The following is a 16,335-nucleotide window of genomic DNA, read 5'->3' on the forward strand; positions in this document are numbered from 1 at the left end:
GTTGAGTTAGACCCCCCTTTGGGAAGGCCTACCTGTCAGATTAAGTCTGAGCTAATGCATTTAAGGGGACTCAAGGGGTGGAGCTTTTTTCCAGACTTTTCAGGAAGTCCAGGACCTCTTCATAATCTAAGTCGTACCAGTTCTGGTAGGCGTCGGCCACCGCGAAATAGGGACCGGAGCGGACATTGGGACAGTAGATTTCGTCCACCTGGGGCTCTAGGAGCTCTAGACTCCTTTCCGAGGCCGTGGGGACCGCCACGATGACTTTGGAGACCCCCTTGCGGCGCACCATCTGGACCCCGGCCAGCATGGTAAAACCCGAGGCCAGCCCGTCGTCTACGAGAAGGACGGTCTTCCCTGAAAGGTCCGGATAAGGACGCCCCCCGCGAAGTAGCCGATTGCGTTTTTGGAGTTCCTCCCTGGCCCTCTCCCGGGCCCAGGCGAGATCCTCCTCCGTGAGGCGGAAATAGCGCATGGCCTCCCGGTTCACCAGGAGATCTCCCTCTATAGTCAAAGCCCCGAAGCCGGCCTCCGGATTCCAGGGGAGGGGGAGCTTTTTGACCAGAAGGAGATCCAGGGGCCACTTCAGGGCCCGGGCCACCTCCACCGCCACCGGGACCCCGCCGGCCGGAATGGCCAGGATCCAGCCCGGCGGGCCTTTTTCATAGGCCGGCCGTAACATTTCCGCCAACCGGCGGCCGGCCTCCGTCCGGTCGCGAAATACATGAATCCGGTTTCGATAACGTGGATCTTCAAAAATCAAAGCTAGATTAACCCGTAGTCCTTAAGGACCTCCCGGAGCTTTTCGAGATTGGCCTCGCTCATGGGGGCCAGGGGAAGGCGTACCGTGGGGCTGGCTATCTTTCCCATAAGGGCCAGGGCGGCCTTGGCCGGCACAGGATTGGTCTCCAGAAAAAGGGCCTTAAACAAGGGGTAGAGCTTGAAATGCATCCGCCGGGCCTGGTCCCACTTGCCCTTGAGGCAGGCCTCCATGAAACGGGCCATCTCCCGGGGGACCACATTGGCGGCCACCGAGATTACTCCGTGTCCTCCCAGGGCCATGAGACCGAAGGCCGTAAAGTCGTCTCCGGAAAAGACCCGAAACTTGTTCCCGCAGAGGCGAAAGATCTCCGTAGCCTGTTTCATGCAGCCCGTGGCCTCTTTGATACCAATAATGTTGCGGATCTTAGAGAGCCGGGCCACGGTTTCCGGAGCCAGATTGACCGAGGTGCGCCCGGGCACGTTATAAAGGATAATGGGCACCTTCACCTCCCGGGCCACCGCCTCGTAATGCCGGAAAAGCCCTTCCTGGGTGGGCTTATTGTAGTAAGGGGTGACCATGAGGACGGCATCGGCCCCCATCTCCTGGGCCATCTTGGTGAGCTCGATGGAGGCCGCAGTATTGTTGGTGCCGGTCCCCAGAATGACCGGGACCTTGCCCTTGGCCTCCTCCAGGGCGATCTCAAAGACCCGGGCCTTTTCCTCCTTGGAAAGGGTGGCTGACTCCCCGGTGGTTCCCACCACCACCAGGCCGTGAGTCTTTTCCTTGAGGTGCCAGCGCACCAGCTCCCGGAAGCCCTCCTCGTCCAGGGTCCCGTCCTCTTTAAAGGGGGTGACGATGGCCACAATGGAACCTTTGATGTCTTCCGGGCCGAAATTCTTGCAGCGCTTTCTTCCGCAGGGCATGGCCTCCCTCCTTTTTACTTTTTAATGATACTCCGGGCCGGAAAGATCCCGGGGCCGGCGGTCACGTTGGGAAGAACCAGGGAGCCGGGGCCGAGAAGGGTCCCGGGATTGGTCACACTGTTACAGCCAGTCTGCACCCCGTCTCCCAATACGGCTCCCAATTTACGAAGCCCGGTATCCACCACCTGACCTTCCTTCCGCACCCTAATGGTCCCCCGGGCAAGCCTTAGATTGGCCAGCTTGGTTCCCGCCCCCAGATTGACCTCCCGGCCCAGGAGGCTATCGCCTACATAAGCGAAATGGCCGGCCTTGGCTCCGTCGAGGAATACGGCCTTTTTGACCTCCGTGGTGTGTCCAATGATGCAACCCTCTCCGGTAAGGACCTCTCCCCGGAGGTAGGCCCCCTGCCGAACTTCGGTCCTGGGGCCGAGAAGGGTGGGGCCATAGATCAAAGCCCCGGGTTCCACCAGCACCCCCGGAGAGAGCCCCACCTCCCGATCCATAAAGACCGCCCCCGGGAAGACCAGAGCGGCTCCCGGGAGTTCCTCCCCTTTGCGCAGGACCCGGAATCCTTTCCGTTCCCGAAAAAGCTTTACTTCAGAGAAGGGGAAGATTTCTTCTCCCCAGAAGACCAGACCCTCCCTCAGGGGTTCGGCGAGAGGAACCTCCGGGGGAAGGGGACGGATATGGTCCCGAAGATACTCGGCCAGTCTTTTCAGGACCTCCCACACGTAGACACAGTCTTCAAAGAGGATCCGGTGTCGAGTAAGGGCGGTAAGATCGAAATAGTCTTGCGGGCTCAAACTCATTTTTTGAGAATTTCCGCCAGGGGTTTTCCCACTTTTACCAGACCGAGTTCGGTAATTTCAAGTAGGCGCACCGAGGTGTCGTGCCCGCAGAGGCGGCAGCCGTCTATCCGGAAAAGCCGGAGGATGGTCCCCGGGGAAAGACCGTAGGCCGAGGCCGCCCGGGCTGAAAGAAGGAGTTCTTTGGAAAGCACCATGGTGCAGTCTACGATATGGCCCACGGCGTAACCTCCGGCGGCTTCGGCCGAAAGTTCTTCATGGGCACTTCTTTTCTGGGAGACAAAGACCGCGGTCTGGTGCCATTTCTTACAAAAGGTATAAAGGGCCCGCACCACGCTACGGGCCATCATCTCCCGGGCCTCGTAAAGGCCGGTTACCGAGTCCACCACCGTGCGGGTGACCTTGTAGGTGCGATAGATATGGGCCAGGGTGTCGAGCAGGGTGGGTAGATCCTCCCGCAACCGGTGGTGGCTTGCCGCATCAAGAAGAACGATGTTCTCTTCAAGGCTGGAAAAATCAAACCCCATGGCCCGAGCCCGCTCTTCCAACCCTCGGGCCACAAAGGGGGCCGGGGTCTCCACGGTCACCAGACAGACCCGGTGGCCCTCCGCCGCTTGGCGCACGGTAAATTGTTCGGCCATGAGGCTTTTTCCGGTATCCGGCATCCCGGTGAGGTTGACCACCGCCCCTAAAGGAATCCCTCCCAGCGGTCGGCGCACCGGACGGCCCTTTTCCCACTCCACCCGGAAAAAGAGTTCGTCTAGACCGGGCACTCCTGTAGGGACCCCCTCAAGGGGCGGGGCCTTTTCCGCGGCCTCCGAAGGCCGGAAAATGGCCTCTTCTACAATGGTCCGTTCCCTTTCCAAAATCTACCTCCGAGTTTGACTTTTTATATAGATTTACTATATCATAGAAACAGAGCGATTTCTAAAGGAACCCGAGGTGAAAGAAAAGAGGCGCTATCCCCGTTTACATTTTGATTGCATTCGGGCCTATCTGCCGGGGAAGGAAAAACCTTACGATGTGTTGGATATCTCCCTCAAAGGTTGTTTTATCGCTATGGAGGATCCTCCTCCGCCGGGGACTATTCTGCCCCTAGAGTTGGAGCTTCCCGGGGTAGGACGTATTCCCGTACGGGCCCTGGTGATGCATCAGGGAGGGCTTGAGCCCCGAGGAGCGGGAGTCCTCATTCTGGAAATTGAAGGAGAACTTCACCACGTCTACGCCAAGTTTCTCAAGGCTCTTCAGATTATCCACGAAGCCCGGCAACTTTACGACAAGATCATGTCTTCACGATGAATCCTCCCCAGCTCTTCTTTCTCTTTCTTCTGGGTCTGGCTTTGGGGAGTTTTCTCAACGTGGTGATCTACCGCTTACCCCGCGGGCTTTCCCTGGCTACTCCCGGCTCTTTTTGCCCCCACTGTGGGCATCGCCTGCGCTGGTACGAAAATCTACCTTTGCTTTCTTATCTTTTACAAAAGGGGCGCTGTCGAAGCTGTGGGGGGATTATCTCTTGGCGTTATCCTCTGGTGGAACTGACCAGTGGTCTTCTGATCCTTTTCACTTTTGAGCGGTTTGGTTGGCCGGCCGGGGCCATTTTTTATCTCTTTTCCCTCCTCCTTTTGGCCGCCACCTTTATCGATCTGGAACACCGCATCATTCCGGACGAGATTACCCTGGGAGGGCTCCTCCTGGGGCTGGCCCTTTCCCCCTGGAACCCCCTGGTGACCCCTTTTAGGGCCCTGGTGGGAGCCCTCTGCGGGGCCGGGGCCTTCTATCTCTTGGGAGAGTTCTACGCCTGGTTGCGGGGCCGGGAGGGCCTGGGCGGGGGAGACCACAAGCTTCTGGCCCTCATAGGGGCCTTCCTCGGGCCCTGGCGCCTTTTTCCGGTGGTCTTTCTGGCTGCGGCAAGCGGGCTGGGGGCAGCCCTCTTTCTTTTTCTGTTGGGCCGCCGGCGGCTTTCAGGAGGATCCGCCCTCCCCTTCGGGCCCTTTCTGGCCCTGGGAGCCCTGGCGACGCTCTTTCTTCCCCGGGGCGCGCTTTTTTTTCTCTTTCCGACGGTCTATTAAAAAGGCGCTCCCGGGCATCTTCTTGAGATAGTGTTTGATCTGGGCGGCTACCGCAGCCACTTCCCCGTAATGGTGAAAGCGTCCCGGCCAGACCGGTACGATGGCAATGGAGACCGAAGGCCAGGGAAGCCGACAGAGGACCCCCTGCCGGTCGGTGGTGATCAGGCATCCTCGACGACGATCTTCTTCATTTACGAAGTTGAGGATGAGCTCGTCGAAATTCTGGATGATCTCCCGGGCCACCTCTTCAGCCACTTCAAGAGGCACAATGAAGACGAAATCGTCTCCTCCGATGTGCCCTACAAAACCCTTGGGGCCGGCATGGGCTTCCACCGTGTTTACTAAGAGACGGGCCACCATGCGGATGACCTCGTCTCCCCGGGAAAAGCCGTAGGTGTCGTTATAGGGTTTAAAGTGGTCCAGGTCCACATAGGCCACGGCCCAGCGGCCGGGGCTTTCCAGCACCTCTTCGATCTTTCGCAAAATGGAAGTATTCCCCGGAAGGCCGGTAAGGGGGTTATTGTCTGCCAAGCGCTGCGAGCGGATGAAGGCCAGCTGTACTCGGGAAAGGACCTCCTCTTTCGGGGAATTTTCAGTCAAAAAATCATCTATGAAGTAATCTTCCCACTCAATTTCGGAAATTCTTTCCGACTTGAGCACCAGGAGAATGGGAAGGGAGGAAAGGCTGAGATCCTCTTTTAGGGCGAAGACCAGATCCCGGGCCAGATGCGGACTAAGGCTCTCCTGAAGAATCAGCATGTCTGGAAGGTCGAAGAGGACCCTTTCGGCAGCCTCTCGAATCTCGGGGAAGATCTCCGTCCAGTATCCCTTCTGGCGCAGGGCTCTGGTCCATTCCTTAAAGGGAGGGTTCTCTTCACTTACCAGAAGGATTTTCCGCACTCAGGGCCTCCCGCAAATCCTCAGTAAAAAATTTTAGTTCATAAAATTTCTCTTCCATCTCTCGGAAAATTTCCTTTAAATCTTCCCGGGAGAGGGGGATTTCGGCCAGGGCCTTTTTGGAGGGTTCCGGCAACCACCAGTCTCCCTCTACTCCAAATCCTCGGGCCCGGACCAGAATATCCGCCAGATGCACGAGGGCCGTCTCTTTAGGAAATTTTCGGGCCTTTTTCGGTTCATGATGGTGGGCCACGGGCTCCACCAGCCTTTCCGGAAGATTCCAGCGGTCAAGGAGATATCCCCCAATCTCTGCGTGGTCCATATGGAGGGCCTCAAGTTCGGCCTCGCGAGGGGGTTTCCCCTGGGCAATCTTTTCCTTGATGGCCGGCCAGTCCTCGGTAAGCGAGGCCCGGATAACCACCTTGCCCAGATCGTGGAGGAGCCCGGCCGTGGCCACCTCCTCCGGGTTTTCTAATTCAAATCGCTTGGCCAAAAGGCCGCTGGTGACCGCAACCCCTAGAGAATGCTCCCAGAGGGCCACATCCTGACTCTGCATCATCTCGAAGATGGAGGCCGTAAGGACCAGAGTGCGAATGACGTTGAAGCCCAGAAGGACGATGGCGTTAGAGACGGTGGAAATCCGCCGGGGAAAGCCGTAAAAGGCAGAGTTGACCAGGCGCAACACTTTACCGGTGAGCACCTGGTCTTTTTCGATTACCGCGGCAATCTGGGGGGCGGAGACGGTCTCGTCCCCAATCATGCGGGTGAGTTGAGAGACAATAGGCGGAAGGGTGGGAAGCCCCTGAAGGGTGCGCAGCTTTTTCTTGATCTCCCGGCGCTTGTCGTCAGGCATCCTCGCTCTCCCGATGAAGCTCTCCCAGGACCTCGCGCAGGACCTCCTTGAGTTCCAGGAGGAAGGGATGGAGGGCCTGAGAAAAGCGCTTCTCTAGGGCGGCCAGTTCTTCGGCCAGGGTCTTTTCCCAGGGGAAGTTTACTGGATGTCCCTCCACGGTGACATAACTTACCCCCATCTTGGCAAAGCGTTCGAGGATTTCGGGGCTAAGAGTGGTGCCCGCAGGACAGAGTACCCGACCCTTTTCGTCCCGCACCTCCTGGGCGGTGCGCATCCCTGGCTTGAGATACTTTAGGGGCAGCCTCTGCAAAATTTCACTCCAGCGGAGGTTTGAGCTCCAGGGCCAGGGCCCTTTCCAGATGATGGGCCAGGGCCAGGACCCGATCGTCGGCCAGCTGAGGGCCGATCACTTGGAGACCCACCGGAAGCTTTCCTTCGGCCAAGCCCACCGGGAGACTCAGCCCCGGAAGCCCGGCTAGATTCACCGGGATGGTATAAATATCCGAAAGGTACATTTGAAGGGGATCGTCGGTCTTTTCTCCCAGACGGAAGGCGGGGGTTGGGCTTGCGGGAAGAAGAAGGAGGTCCACCTCCCGGAAGGCCACCTCGAAATCGCGCCGGATAAGGGTCCGCACCTGGGAGGCCTTGCGGTAAAAGGCCTCGTAATAGCCGGCCGAAAGGGCATAGGTCCCCAGCATGATCCGCCGTTTGACCTCCGGGCCAAAACCCTCGGAGCGGGTCTTTTTGTACATCTCCAGAAGGTCTCGCCCTTCGGCCCGAAAGCCGTATTTCACTCCGTCGTAGCGGGCCAGATTGGAACTGGCCTCCGCCGGGGCGATGATGTAATAGGCCGCCAGGGCGTATTCCATATGGGGAAGGGAGACCTCCCGGAGCTCACAACCCAAATCTTTTAAGGCCCTGAAGGCCTCCTCCACCACGGAGCGTACCTCCTCGGAAAGACCCTCTCCGAAGGCCTCCCGGACCAGCCCCAGCTTCATTCCCTCCACCGGGGCCTTCAGGGCCTCCAGGTAGTCGGGCTGGGGTTCGGGCCAGGAGGTGGAATCCCTTTCGTCCGGGCCTCCGATCACCTGAAGGACAAGGGCCGCATCCGCCACCGTCCGGGTAAGGGGACCAATCTGATCCAAAGAAGAGGCGAAGGCCACCAGCCCGTACCGGGAAACCCGCCCGTAGGTGGGCTTAAACCCTACTACCCCACAGAAAGAGGCGGGCTGCCGGATGGACCCTCCGGTATCTGAGCCCAGAGAGGCCGCGCAGAGGTCTGCGGCCACGGCGGCAGCCGAACCCCCGGAGGACCCTCCTGGAACCCGCTCGAGATCCCAGGGATTGCGGGTGGGAAAGAAGGTCGAATTTTCCGTGGAAGAACCCATGGCGAATTCGTCGAGATTGGTCTTCCCTAGGAGGACCGCCCCCGCGGCTTTGAGCCTTTCCACCACCGTGGCGTCATAAGGGGGGACAAAATTCTCGAGGATCTTCGAGGCACAGGTGGTACGGATCCCTCGGGTGCAGATGTTGTCTTTTATGGCCACCGGAAGACCCAGAAGGGGAAGATCTTCTCCGGCGGCCAGCCGGCGATCAGCCTCTCGGGCTGCAGAAAGGGCTTGGTCAGGGGTAACGGTAATATAGGCCCGCAGGCGGGGATCCAGGCGTTCAATCCTTTCCAGGTAATAGCGCGTAAGCTCTTCGGCACTTATCTCACGCCTTCTCAGGCGCTCTCTTAGGGTCAGAAGGGACTCAAAGGACATCTTTCCGCTCCTCCTCAGCTCCGAATAACCCGGGGGACTACGAAGGAAGTCCCTTCCCGCTCCGGGGCATTGGCCAAAATTTCTTCCGGGGGGAAAGAAGAACGGGTCTGGTCCTCCCGGAAGCGGTTCGTGAGCCGCAGGGCATTATAGGTGGGCTCCACTCCGGAGGTGTCCACCTCCGAGAGCTTGGCTACATAGTCCAGGATGCTGGAGAGTTCCCGGGTGAAGCGTTCCAGATCCTCTTCGGAAAATTCCAAACGGGCTAGATGAGCTACGTGTTGCACTTCCTCTTTGGAGATGGCCATAAGAAAATCCCCTCTCTTAAAGATCTTTTTCTACCTTTTAATTAACACAAAGCCGCGGAGGGAACAAGGAATCAAGGCAGAAGTTTCAGGGCCAGGCGGACCGCCTCCTGGGGGCTGCGGGCCAGGATGCGGATCATGGGCTCCTTGCCCAGGTCGCCCGGGTCGGCGATGAGGTCCGGGACATAGCCCAGACGCTGGCAGACCGCGGTCACCGCCCAGGAGAGGGTCCCCCCTTCGCGACGCTTGATTTCCTCGGGTTCCTCGGTGCGGGAAAAGTGGGCCACCCGCAGGCCCAGAGCTTCGGCCCGTTTTAGGAACTCTTCTTCATAACGGATATTCATGGCGGCCCGTTTTTCGGGATCGAAACGCAGGGCGGCCAGGACGATGCGGGCTACATGACTGGAGGCCCCGAAGGCGGGACAGCCTACCGGTCGGGCGGTTTTTCCGTACCCCACGATGCGTCCGGGAAAGGCGGCCACTTCCTCCGGGCCCCGGGCCAGGGGCAGGGCATAGGCCAGATTGGTCTGGACCTCCGGGATCAGGGGGCGCACCGGATGCGTACAGAACTCTTCGGCGGCCTCGGCGAGGGCCTCTAGCACCTGGCGGCCTTCGGAAAGCCGTTCCCAGAGGATTCCGGCCTCCGCCCCCGGACGATCCCTGTAGGAGGCGGCCTGCAGGGCTAGAGAAAGCAGATCTTCGGCCTGGGCTACGGCTTGAGGGAGGGGTTTCTCCTGGGAAAGGAGCCCGGCTACGGTGCTGGCCAAAAAGCAGCCGGTGCCGCGGAAGTTCCGCAAAAGACGGGGCCGCCGGAAGACCTTAGTTTCCCTTCCGTCCCAGAAGAAGTCTCGCACCTCCGGCCCCTCTCCATGTCCTCCTTTGAGAAGGACCGCTCGGGGCCCCAGGGCGCCCAGAGCCTTGGCGGCCTCGGCCTCTCCTCCGGGTTCTATCCTTCGTCCGAGAAGGGCCTCGGCCTCAGGGAGATTGGGGGTAAGAAGGGTCACCCGGGGAAGGAGTTCCTTCTTCAGCACTTCCCCGAGGGCCGGCTCGGCCAGAGGAAGGCCACTTGAGGCCGAAAGCACCGGATCCAGGACCACAGGACCGGGGAAGTCCGCAAGCACCCGGGCCAGGGTCCGGACCAGGGAGGCCTTCCCCAGCATCCCCACCTTGACCACCCGTACCCCGGGAAGGGCTGCAACCAGGGCCTTTTCAAAAAGGGCCTCGGGGACGGGTTCCCAGAAGAAGGCCTCCTCCGCGGTCTGGACGGTGAAGGCCGAAGGAACCGCGGTGGCCGAAACCCCAAGGAGGGCCAGCACCCGCAGGTCCATCTGAAACCCGGCCCATCCCGAGGGATCTGAGCCGGCTACGACCAGGACTTCCAAGGCCTCCCCCTTACTTTCCTATACAAAAACTGGAGAAGATTCTATCTAAGAGATCTTCGGTGGTCACCTCCCCGGTGATCTCCGAAAGGGCTGAAAGGGCCTCTCGCAGTTCCACGGCCAGAAGTTCCGGAAGGGGCGCGGGTTGATCAAGAAGCCTCAGAGCCCTTTCCAGGGCCTTTTTCGCCCGTTCGAGGGCGGCCTTTTGACGTAGATTGGGGGCGATTTCCGGGGGCTCGGCCGGACCGTGACCTACCGCCACTTCGAAGATCCTCCGGGAAAGTTCCTCAAGTCCCCGGCCCTCCTTGGCGGAGATGAAGACCGGGGTTTGGTGGAACTGGCGGCGCCAGAGGGAGAGATTTTCCGCCGGAGCGATATCGATCTTGTTTACCGCTACCACGTGCGGCCGGGAGCGTACCTCTTCGTAAAGACGCTGGTCTTCTTCGGTCGGGCTCTGGCTTCCGTCCACCAGAAAGACCACCACGTCTGCGGCGGCCAGTTTCTCCCGGGCCTTGCGCACCCCGATGGACTCCACCTCGTCGGCGGCCTCCCGGAGCCCCGCCGTATCGATGAGCCGCACCGGAAGTCCGGCAATCTGGGCCGTCTCCTCGATCACGTCCCTGGTGGTCCCGGGGACAGGGGTCACGATGGCCCGTTCTTCTCGCAGGAGGGCGTTAAGGAGGCTGGATTTGCCCACATTGGGCCGCCCGGCCAGCACTACGGCGATTCCCTCTCGGAAGACCCGCCCCTCTTCGGCCGAGGCTAGGAGACGCCGGATCTCCGGAAGGACTTCCTCGGAGAGCCTACGGCGCATTTCTTCCGGGGAGAGGATCTCCACGTCTTCTTCCGGAAAGTCAACAGCCACCTCGGTAACCGCTAAGAGATCCAGGATCCGGTCCCGCAGGGCCTGGATGCGTTCCGAAAGCCCTCCGGAAAGGTGTCTTAAGGCCAGGCGCAGGGCCTGATCGGAGCGAGCATGGATGATCTCTTCTACGGCCTCGGCCTGGGCCAGGTCGAGGCGGCCGTTGAGGAAGGCCCGCCGGGTGAACTCTCCGGGTTCGGCCGGCCGGGCCCCGGCCCGCAACACCAACTCCAGGATGCGGGTGAGGACCCGGTAGCCGGAATGGGCGTAAATCTCGAGCACATCCTCCCGGGTGTAGCTGCGGGGGGCCCGCATAAGGGCCACCAGGACTTCGTCCACCGGCTCCCCGCTTTCAGGGTCCACGATATGTCCGTAGTAAAGCCGGTGGGATTCAAAGTGTTCCCGGGGCCGGGCCGGGCGAAAGACCCGGCGGAGGATGCCTTCGGCCTCCGGCCCGCTGATCTTGATGACTCCGATGGCCCCCGGCCCCGGGGGAGTAGCGATGGCCGCAATGGTGTCCTCGGTCCGGAGGTGGGCCGGGATCATTTGCGGCGAGCGGGATGGATCACCACATGCCGGCGCTCCCCCTGCCCGGCACTACGGGTTTCCACGTCCTTGCGCCCCCTGAGGGCCATGTGCACCAGACGGCGTTCCCGGGCGCTCATCGGGGGAAGACTTACCGGTTTGCCCGTCTTTTTAGCCTTTTCGGCGGCCTTAAGGGCCATCTCCCGGATCTCTTTTTCCTTTTCCTCCCGAAAACCGTTGACATCTATGACAATCTTGGGGCCGATCCCCAGGCGCCGGGCTACCACTTTGTTTACCAGAAATTCCAAGGCCTCCAGGGCCAGACCCCCGTTTTGGGTAAAGATTTCCCGATCCTCTCCGGTGAGATTGATGACCACGTGATCCTCGGCCAGTTCGGCCTGGGGCTCGAGCTTCAACTCTCCGGAAAGGAAAAGTTCCTTGAGAAACATTACGGCCCGGTTAGCCCGTTCGGAGAGGATCTTTTCCGGCTTAAGGCGGGCCTTGATCTTGGCCTTCTTGGCCCCCAGGCCGAAGAGCCCGCTTGAGCCGTGTTCTAAGATTTCGATTTCCAGATCCTCCGGAAGACAGCCCATCACCCGGCAGGCCTCCTCGATGGCCTGATCTACGGTCTTGGCCTCAAAAATGCGTTCTTCGGTCATCGCTCCTCACCTCGCGTGAAGTTTATTGATCATTACCTGCTGGACAATGGAAAGCAGGTTGTTGGTCAGCCAGTAGAGCACCAGGCCCGAAGGAAAGTTTACAAAGAGCACGGTAAAGAAGACCGGCATAATAAGCATAAGGCGGGCCTGGGTAGGATCAAGAGAGGTGGGAGAGAGTTTTTGCTGCACATACATGGAGATTCCCATAAGGATGGTGAGCACCGGAAGGCCGTGAAGGTAGGGGATGTCGAAGCCCACCGGCAAACGATCCGGGGCGGAAAGGTCGTCGATCCAGGCCCAAAAGGGGGCATGACGGAGTTCGATGGCCTGAAGGAGCACCTTGTAAAGGGCGAAAAAGACCGGGATCTGGATGAGCATGGGGAGACAGCCGGAGAAGGGATTGATCTTATAGGTCCGGTAGACCTGCATGAGTTCCTGCTGGAGGCGTTGCGGATCATCTTGGTATTTTTCCCGCAGGCGCTGGATGATGGGCTGGATTTCCTGCATCTTTTTCATGCTTTTGTAACTCAGATGATTGAGGGGCCAGAAGATAATGCGCACCAAGAAAGTGAGGAGAATGATGGCCAGCCCGTAATTGCCTACGTAACGATGAAAGAATTTAAGGCACCAGAGGAGGGGCTTGGCCACTGGGTCGAAAAAGCCGAAGTGCAGGGCCTTCGGCAGCCCCCGCCCCACGGCTTTGAGGTCTTCCATGCGCTTGGGCCCGAAATAGGCCGCCAGACGAAAGGTCTTGGAGGCCCCAGGGGAAAGCGTGAACTCCGGGGACCAGAGGATGACCTCGTCTGTATCCCTTTCAAGACGCCGAAAAGTAAGACGCCAGGGACCTTTACGATCTTCCGGAAGGAGGGCCAGGATAAAGTAGGCATCCTCGTAAGCCACCCAGGAGACCGGCCCGGCATACTCTCGAAAACTTCCGGGCTTTTTAAGTTTGATCTCTTCGAGCTTCTTTCCGTCCATGTAGGCCGGGCCTTTAAAGACATAGCGGGTGGACCGGGAAAAGGGGGCCCCCACGATCCGAAAAAGGAGCCGGTCCTGGACCGGCTTTTCCCCGGGGTTGGTTACTTTTACCTCCAGGTGAAAAAGGTAGCTCTTGGCCGAAAAGCTGAAGACCCTTTCCAGGGAAAGGGGAGAGGTTCCTTGAGGCCGAAAGAGGATTTTTCCCCTCTCGGCATCGGTTAGTCGGAGGGCCCGGGGTTCGCCTTTTACGGGACGGACAGCAAGCTCCGGATGCCCTGCAGGATAGACCTCAATGGGTAAGCCCTGTTTGGGGGCGGAGACCAACTCTACCAGGGGAGCTTTCGGGCCCTTGTCCTCTCGGTAATTTTTGAGCCTGAAGCTCAAGAAGCGGCCGCCGGCTTCGGTCATCTGGGCGGAAAAGAGCTCGGTCTCCACGGGAAGGACCTCCACCCGCAAAAGAGAAGGACTCGGAGAGGACCTCCTTTCCTTGAGAGGAAGAGGGGTTTCAGGCCGAGCCTCTTTTCTGGCGGGCGAAGAGGCCTGCGGACGGCTCTTGGGAGAGGTAGAGGGGGCGTAACGTTTGGCATACCAGGTATTGAAGGCCAAAAGAATTAAAAGCGAGGCCACTACAGCCAGCAGGGCCCGCATCTCCATATCTGAGTCCTTTTTCATACCGTTCGTCCTCCTTCAGGAACGGGATCGTAGCCCCCGGGATGCCAGGGGTGACAGCGCAGGATTCTTCTGAGGGCCAGCCATCCTCCCCGGAAAAGCCCGTGACGCCGCAGGGCTTCTTCGGCGTAGCGGCTGCAAGAGGGATAAAAACGGCAGTTTCCGGGAAGCCAGGGAGAAAGCAACCAACGATAAAGCCGGATGAGGGCCGTTATCGCCTGGGTGAGCATTTCTGAAAGGCCTCCGCAAGGTCCCGGGCCAGCTCCTGCGGCGAAAGCCGGACCACCTCGGGCCGGGGGATGAAAATAAAATCACATCCCGGGGGAAAGATCTCTTTGTTCCGGCGAAAGGTCTCTCGTAGCAGGCGTTTTATGCGGTTGCGCACCACGGCCTTGCCCACCCTTTTGGAGACCGCAAATCCGATGCGGCGCCGACCGCAGGCATTCGGGGCATAGACCACACGGAGATAGGGAAGATCGAGCCTTCGCCCCTCCCGGAAGACCCTTTCGAAGTCTCGCTTGCGGGAGAGACGTTCGGCCCGGGAAAGCCCCTCACGCTTCAAACCTAAACCGTAAGACGCCAGCGGCCCTTACGCCGCCGATTGCGCAGGATTCTCCGCCCGGAGCGGGTGCTCATCCGCGCCCGGAAACCGTGACACCGCTTGCGCTTTATCCGGCTCGGTTGATAGGTCCTTTTAGGCATTTCCAGCCTCCGCCCTTAAATTTTCCACCGGATGGACTAAAATGTTTGGCCTAAATAAAACCGGAGGCCCGGGGACTGTCAATGGGAGGAAACTTTCTGGAAAGGATTCTGGAAAAGAAACGGCAAGAGGTGGAGGCCCGGAGAAGGCGGGGACTCTTTTTTCGTCCCTTCTGGGAGGCTCCTCGCCGGGACCTGGCCCGGGTCCTGGAAAGGGCCCGCCCGGCCATTATAGCCGAGATCAAAAGGGCCTCCCCCTCCAAGGGCCTTCTGGCCCCGGAGTTCGATCCGCTGCGTCTGGCCCGGGCCTACCAGAGAGGTGGGGCCGCGGCCCTTTCCGTGATTACCGATGAGCCCTTCTTTCAGGGTTCCCTAGAATATTTGGCCGCGGTGAGGGCCGAGGTGGACCTCCCTCTCCTGCGCAAGGACTTTATCCTGGATCCGGTACAAATCGAAGAAGCCCGGGCCTTCGGGGCCGACGCCGTGCTTCTCATTGTGTCCGCCCTTACGGTGGAGGACCTGCGCGAACTTCTGGCCTATGCGCGACGTCTTTCGCTTTCGGCCTTAGTAGAGGTCCACGATGAGGAGGAGTTGGAGACCGCCCTTTGGGCCGGGGCCCAAGTTATAGGGATCAATAACCGGAATTTACGGACCTTTGAGGTCTCGGTGGAAACCACCCTGAGGCTCCTTCCCCGGATTCCCCCCGGACGGGTGGTGGTCTCTGAAAGCGGACTTTCGCATCCGGAGACCCTCGAGCCTCTGGCCCGGGCCGGGGTGGCCGCCTTTCTTATCGGGGAGGCCCTGGTTACGGCCCCGGACCCGGAGGCCCGTCTTAAGGCTTTCACCGAACACCTTGCCGGGCTCAAGGGCTCGTAGTAAAAACCCGGAAGGAGGCCAAAATGGCGCAGGTGACCCCGGACTTTTCGAAAATGGGCGGCCTGGTGCCGGCTATCGTTCAGGATGCCGAAAGCGGGGAGGTCCTCATGCTGGCCTATATGAACGAGGAGGCCTGGCGGAAGACGCTGGAGACCGGAAAGGCCCATTTTTACAGCCGCAGCCGGGGCCAGATCTGGCTCAAGGGGGAGACTTCCGGACACATTCAGGAGGTGCGGGAGGTGCTCCTGGATTGCGATGCGGATGCCGTGCTTCTAAAAGTGAAACAACACGGGGGGGCCGCCTGTCACACCGGCTACCGTTCCTGCTTTTTCAGGCGTCTCCGGGAGGGCCAAGTGGAGATCGTAGGGGAGAAGATTTTCGATCCGGAGGAGGTCTATGGGCGAAAGGGTGCTTAAGTTCGGTATCCCCAAAGGAAGCCTGGAGAAGGCCACGATCGAACTCCTGGAGAAATCCGGCTGGAGGGTAAAGGTCCATCACCGGAGTTATTTTCCCGAAATTGATGATCCAGAGATCTCCTGCGCCATCTGTCGGGCCCAGGAGATGAGCCGCTACGTGGAGGCCGGGGTGCTCGATGCCGGGATCACCGGCAAGGACTGGATCCTGGAAAATGATTCTAAAGTGGTCCCGGTGGCGGATCTGGTCTACTCCAAGGTGAGCAAGCGGCCGGCCCGGTGGGTGCTGGCCGTGCCTGCGGACTCGGAGATCCGCACCCTGGAGGACCTGCGGGGCAAAAAGATCGCCACCGAACTGGTGAATTTCACCCGGCGTTATTTCGCCGAGCGGGGCATCGAGGTAAAGGTGGAGTTTTCCTGGGGGGCTACGGAGGCCAAGGTGGTCCAGGGTCTGGCCGACGCCATCGTGGAGGTCACCGAGACCGGCTCCACCATTCGGGCCCACGGGCTGAAGATCATCCACGAACTCCTGGTCACCCATCCGCAACTCATCGCCAATGAGGCCGCCTGGCAGGATCCCTGGAAGCGCAAGAAGATCGAGCAGCTGGCCCTCCTCTTGCAGGGAGCCCTCCGGGCGGATCGTCTGGTAGGCCTTAAGATGAACGTCTCCGAGGAGAATCTCGAGAAGGTGGTCAAACTCCTTCCCAGTCTTACCGCCCCCACCATCGCCCGGCTTTATCAGGAGGGCTGGTACGCGGTGGAGACGGTGGTCTCCGAGGAGGTGGTGCGGGAGCTGGTCCCCCGCCTTATAGAGGCCGGAGCTCAGGGGATCATCGAATACGCCCTCAACAAAGTGATCTAAAAATGCTATAAAGATAAAAAACACCAAAGAGGGGGGC

21 protein-coding genes are annotated in these 16,335 nt (G+C 59.8%); 5 read left to right on the plus strand and 16 right to left on the minus strand.

Annotation, left to right across the window (positions count from 1 at the left end):
* Positions 1–70 precede the first annotated feature (70 nt).
* Genes FVE67_RS03145 through FVE67_RS03160 form a run of 4 tightly spaced genes read right to left on the minus strand, consistent with a single transcriptional unit; the run spans position 71 to position 3,361 of the window.
* Positions 71–763: a phosphoribosyltransferase gene (locus tag FVE67_RS03145; protein WP_210534644.1), complete on the minus strand. Its 693-nt coding sequence runs from the start codon at positions 761–763 to the stop codon at positions 71–73.
* Positions 764–765: 2 nt separating this feature from the next.
* Positions 766–1,686 (minus strand): 4-hydroxy-tetrahydrodipicolinate synthase, encoded by a 921-nt coding sequence (gene dapA / locus FVE67_RS03150; RefSeq protein ID WP_168719207.1) that lies wholly within the window; start codon positions 1,684–1,686, stop codon positions 766–768.
* A gap of 14 nt (positions 1,687–1,700) precedes the next feature.
* Positions 1,701–2,489, minus strand: a complete 789-nt coding sequence (locus FVE67_RS03155) for an LbetaH domain-containing protein (protein WP_210534645.1) — start codon at positions 2,487–2,489, stop codon at positions 1,701–1,703.
* 2 nt (positions 2,490–2,491) lie between these two features.
* Entirely contained in the window at positions 2,492–3,361 is an 870-nt protein-coding gene (locus FVE67_RS03160) for a KaiC domain-containing protein (protein WP_168720324.1), read from the minus strand.
* A 73-nt stretch (positions 3,362–3,434) separates the two neighbouring features.
* Here FVE67_RS03160 and FVE67_RS03165 point away from each other — a divergent pair, with 73 nt between their 5' ends.
* Positions 3,435–3,791 (plus strand): PilZ domain-containing protein, encoded by a 357-nt coding sequence (locus FVE67_RS03165; protein ID WP_168719209.1) that lies wholly within the window; start codon positions 3,435–3,437, stop codon positions 3,789–3,791.
* The gene (locus tag FVE67_RS03170) at positions 3,788–4,561 is read left to right on the plus strand and encodes a prepilin peptidase (RefSeq protein ID WP_168719210.1); all 774 of its coding nucleotides are present in this window, start codon (positions 3,788–3,790) and stop codon (positions 4,559–4,561) included. The genes FVE67_RS03165 and FVE67_RS03170 overlap by 4 nt, the downstream gene beginning before the upstream one ends.
* On the opposite strand, the gene FVE67_RS03175 is transcribed toward FVE67_RS03170, so the two are convergent.
* From FVE67_RS03175 to rpmH, 12 genes are all read right to left on the minus strand, one after another.
* Positions 4,454–5,461 carry a GGDEF domain-containing protein gene (locus FVE67_RS03175; RefSeq protein ID WP_168719211.1) on the minus strand — a complete coding sequence of 336 codons (1,008 nt, stop codon included), beginning with the start codon at positions 5,459–5,461 and terminating at the stop codon, positions 4,454–4,456. The two genes, FVE67_RS03170 and FVE67_RS03175, sit on opposite strands and share 108 nt — an antisense overlap.
* Positions 5,436–6,311: an HDOD domain-containing protein gene (locus tag FVE67_RS03180; RefSeq protein ID WP_168719212.1), complete on the minus strand. Its 876-nt coding sequence runs from the start codon at positions 6,309–6,311 to the stop codon at positions 5,436–5,438. The genes FVE67_RS03175 and FVE67_RS03180 overlap by 26 nt, the downstream gene beginning before the upstream one ends.
* Positions 6,304–6,585 carry a hypothetical protein gene (locus FVE67_RS03185; protein WP_246167919.1) on the minus strand — a complete coding sequence of 94 codons (282 nt, stop codon included), beginning with the start codon at positions 6,583–6,585 and terminating at the stop codon, positions 6,304–6,306. The genes FVE67_RS03180 and FVE67_RS03185 overlap by 8 nt, the downstream gene beginning before the upstream one ends.
* A gap of 40 nt (positions 6,586–6,625) precedes the next feature.
* Positions 6,626–8,074 (minus strand): Asp-tRNA(Asn)/Glu-tRNA(Gln) amidotransferase subunit GatA, encoded by a 1,449-nt coding sequence (gene gatA, locus FVE67_RS03190; protein WP_168719214.1) that lies wholly within the window; start codon positions 8,072–8,074, stop codon positions 6,626–6,628.
* Positions 8,075–8,088: 14 nt separating this feature from the next.
* Positions 8,089–8,379: an Asp-tRNA(Asn)/Glu-tRNA(Gln) amidotransferase subunit GatC gene (gene gatC, locus FVE67_RS03195; protein WP_168719215.1), complete on the minus strand. Its 291-nt coding sequence runs from the start codon at positions 8,377–8,379 to the stop codon at positions 8,089–8,091.
* A gap of 71 nt (positions 8,380–8,450) precedes the next feature.
* Positions 8,451–9,758 carry a thiamine-phosphate synthase family protein gene (locus FVE67_RS03200; protein WP_168719216.1) on the minus strand — a complete coding sequence of 436 codons (1,308 nt, stop codon included), beginning with the start codon at positions 9,756–9,758 and terminating at the stop codon, positions 8,451–8,453.
* Between the two features lie 10 nt (positions 9,759–9,768).
* A complete protein-coding gene (gene mnmE / locus FVE67_RS03205; RefSeq protein WP_168719217.1) occupies positions 9,769–11,163 on the minus strand; it encodes a tRNA uridine-5-carboxymethylaminomethyl(34) synthesis GTPase MnmE in 1,395 nt (464 codons plus the stop codon).
* On the minus strand, positions 11,160–11,801 hold the full coding sequence (jag, locus tag FVE67_RS03210; RefSeq protein WP_168719218.1) for an RNA-binding cell elongation regulator Jag/EloR: 642 nt from the start codon (positions 11,799–11,801) through the stop codon (positions 11,160–11,162). The genes mnmE and jag overlap by 4 nt, the downstream gene beginning before the upstream one ends.
* A gap of 6 nt (positions 11,802–11,807) precedes the next feature.
* Positions 11,808–13,451 carry a membrane protein insertase YidC gene (gene yidC / locus FVE67_RS03215; RefSeq protein ID WP_168719219.1) on the minus strand — a complete coding sequence of 548 codons (1,644 nt, stop codon included), beginning with the start codon at positions 13,449–13,451 and terminating at the stop codon, positions 11,808–11,810.
* Positions 13,448–13,678 (minus strand): membrane protein insertion efficiency factor YidD, encoded by a 231-nt coding sequence (yidD, locus tag FVE67_RS03220; protein ID WP_168719220.1) that lies wholly within the window; start codon positions 13,676–13,678, stop codon positions 13,448–13,450. Before yidD ends, yidC begins: the two co-directional genes overlap by 4 nt.
* Positions 13,660–14,010, minus strand: a complete 351-nt coding sequence (gene rnpA, locus FVE67_RS03225) for a ribonuclease P protein component (protein WP_168719221.1) — start codon at positions 14,008–14,010, stop codon at positions 13,660–13,662. The genes yidD and rnpA overlap by 19 nt, the downstream gene beginning before the upstream one ends.
* Before the next feature lie 2 nt (positions 14,011–14,012).
* Positions 14,013–14,150, minus strand: coding sequence for a 50S ribosomal protein L34 (gene rpmH, locus FVE67_RS03230; RefSeq protein WP_168719222.1), 138 nt, complete (start codon positions 14,148–14,150; stop codon positions 14,013–14,015).
* An 81-nt stretch (positions 14,151–14,231) separates the two neighbouring features.
* On the opposite strand from rpmH, the gene trpC reads away from it, so the two are divergent.
* From trpC to hisG, 3 genes are read left to right on the plus strand one after another with little or no spacing between them, the layout of a single operon-like run.
* Entirely contained in the window at positions 14,232–15,023 is a 792-nt protein-coding gene (trpC, locus tag FVE67_RS03235; RefSeq protein ID WP_168719223.1) for an indole-3-glycerol phosphate synthase TrpC, read from the plus strand.
* Positions 15,024–15,046: 23 nt separating this feature from the next.
* Positions 15,047–15,439 (plus strand): phosphoribosyl-AMP cyclohydrolase, encoded by a 393-nt coding sequence (gene hisI, locus FVE67_RS03240; protein WP_168719224.1) that lies wholly within the window; start codon positions 15,047–15,049, stop codon positions 15,437–15,439.
* Positions 15,420–16,298, plus strand: a complete 879-nt coding sequence (hisG, locus tag FVE67_RS03245) for an ATP phosphoribosyltransferase (RefSeq protein WP_168719225.1) — start codon at positions 15,420–15,422, stop codon at positions 16,296–16,298. The genes hisI and hisG overlap by 20 nt, the downstream gene beginning before the upstream one ends.
* Positions 16,299–16,335: the final 37 nt, after the last annotated feature.

It is taken from the genome of Thermosulfurimonas marina, assembly GCF_012317585.1.
Lineage (GTDB): Bacteria > Desulfobacterota > Thermodesulfobacteria > Thermodesulfobacteriales > Thermodesulfobacteriaceae > Thermosulfurimonas_A > Thermosulfurimonas_A marina.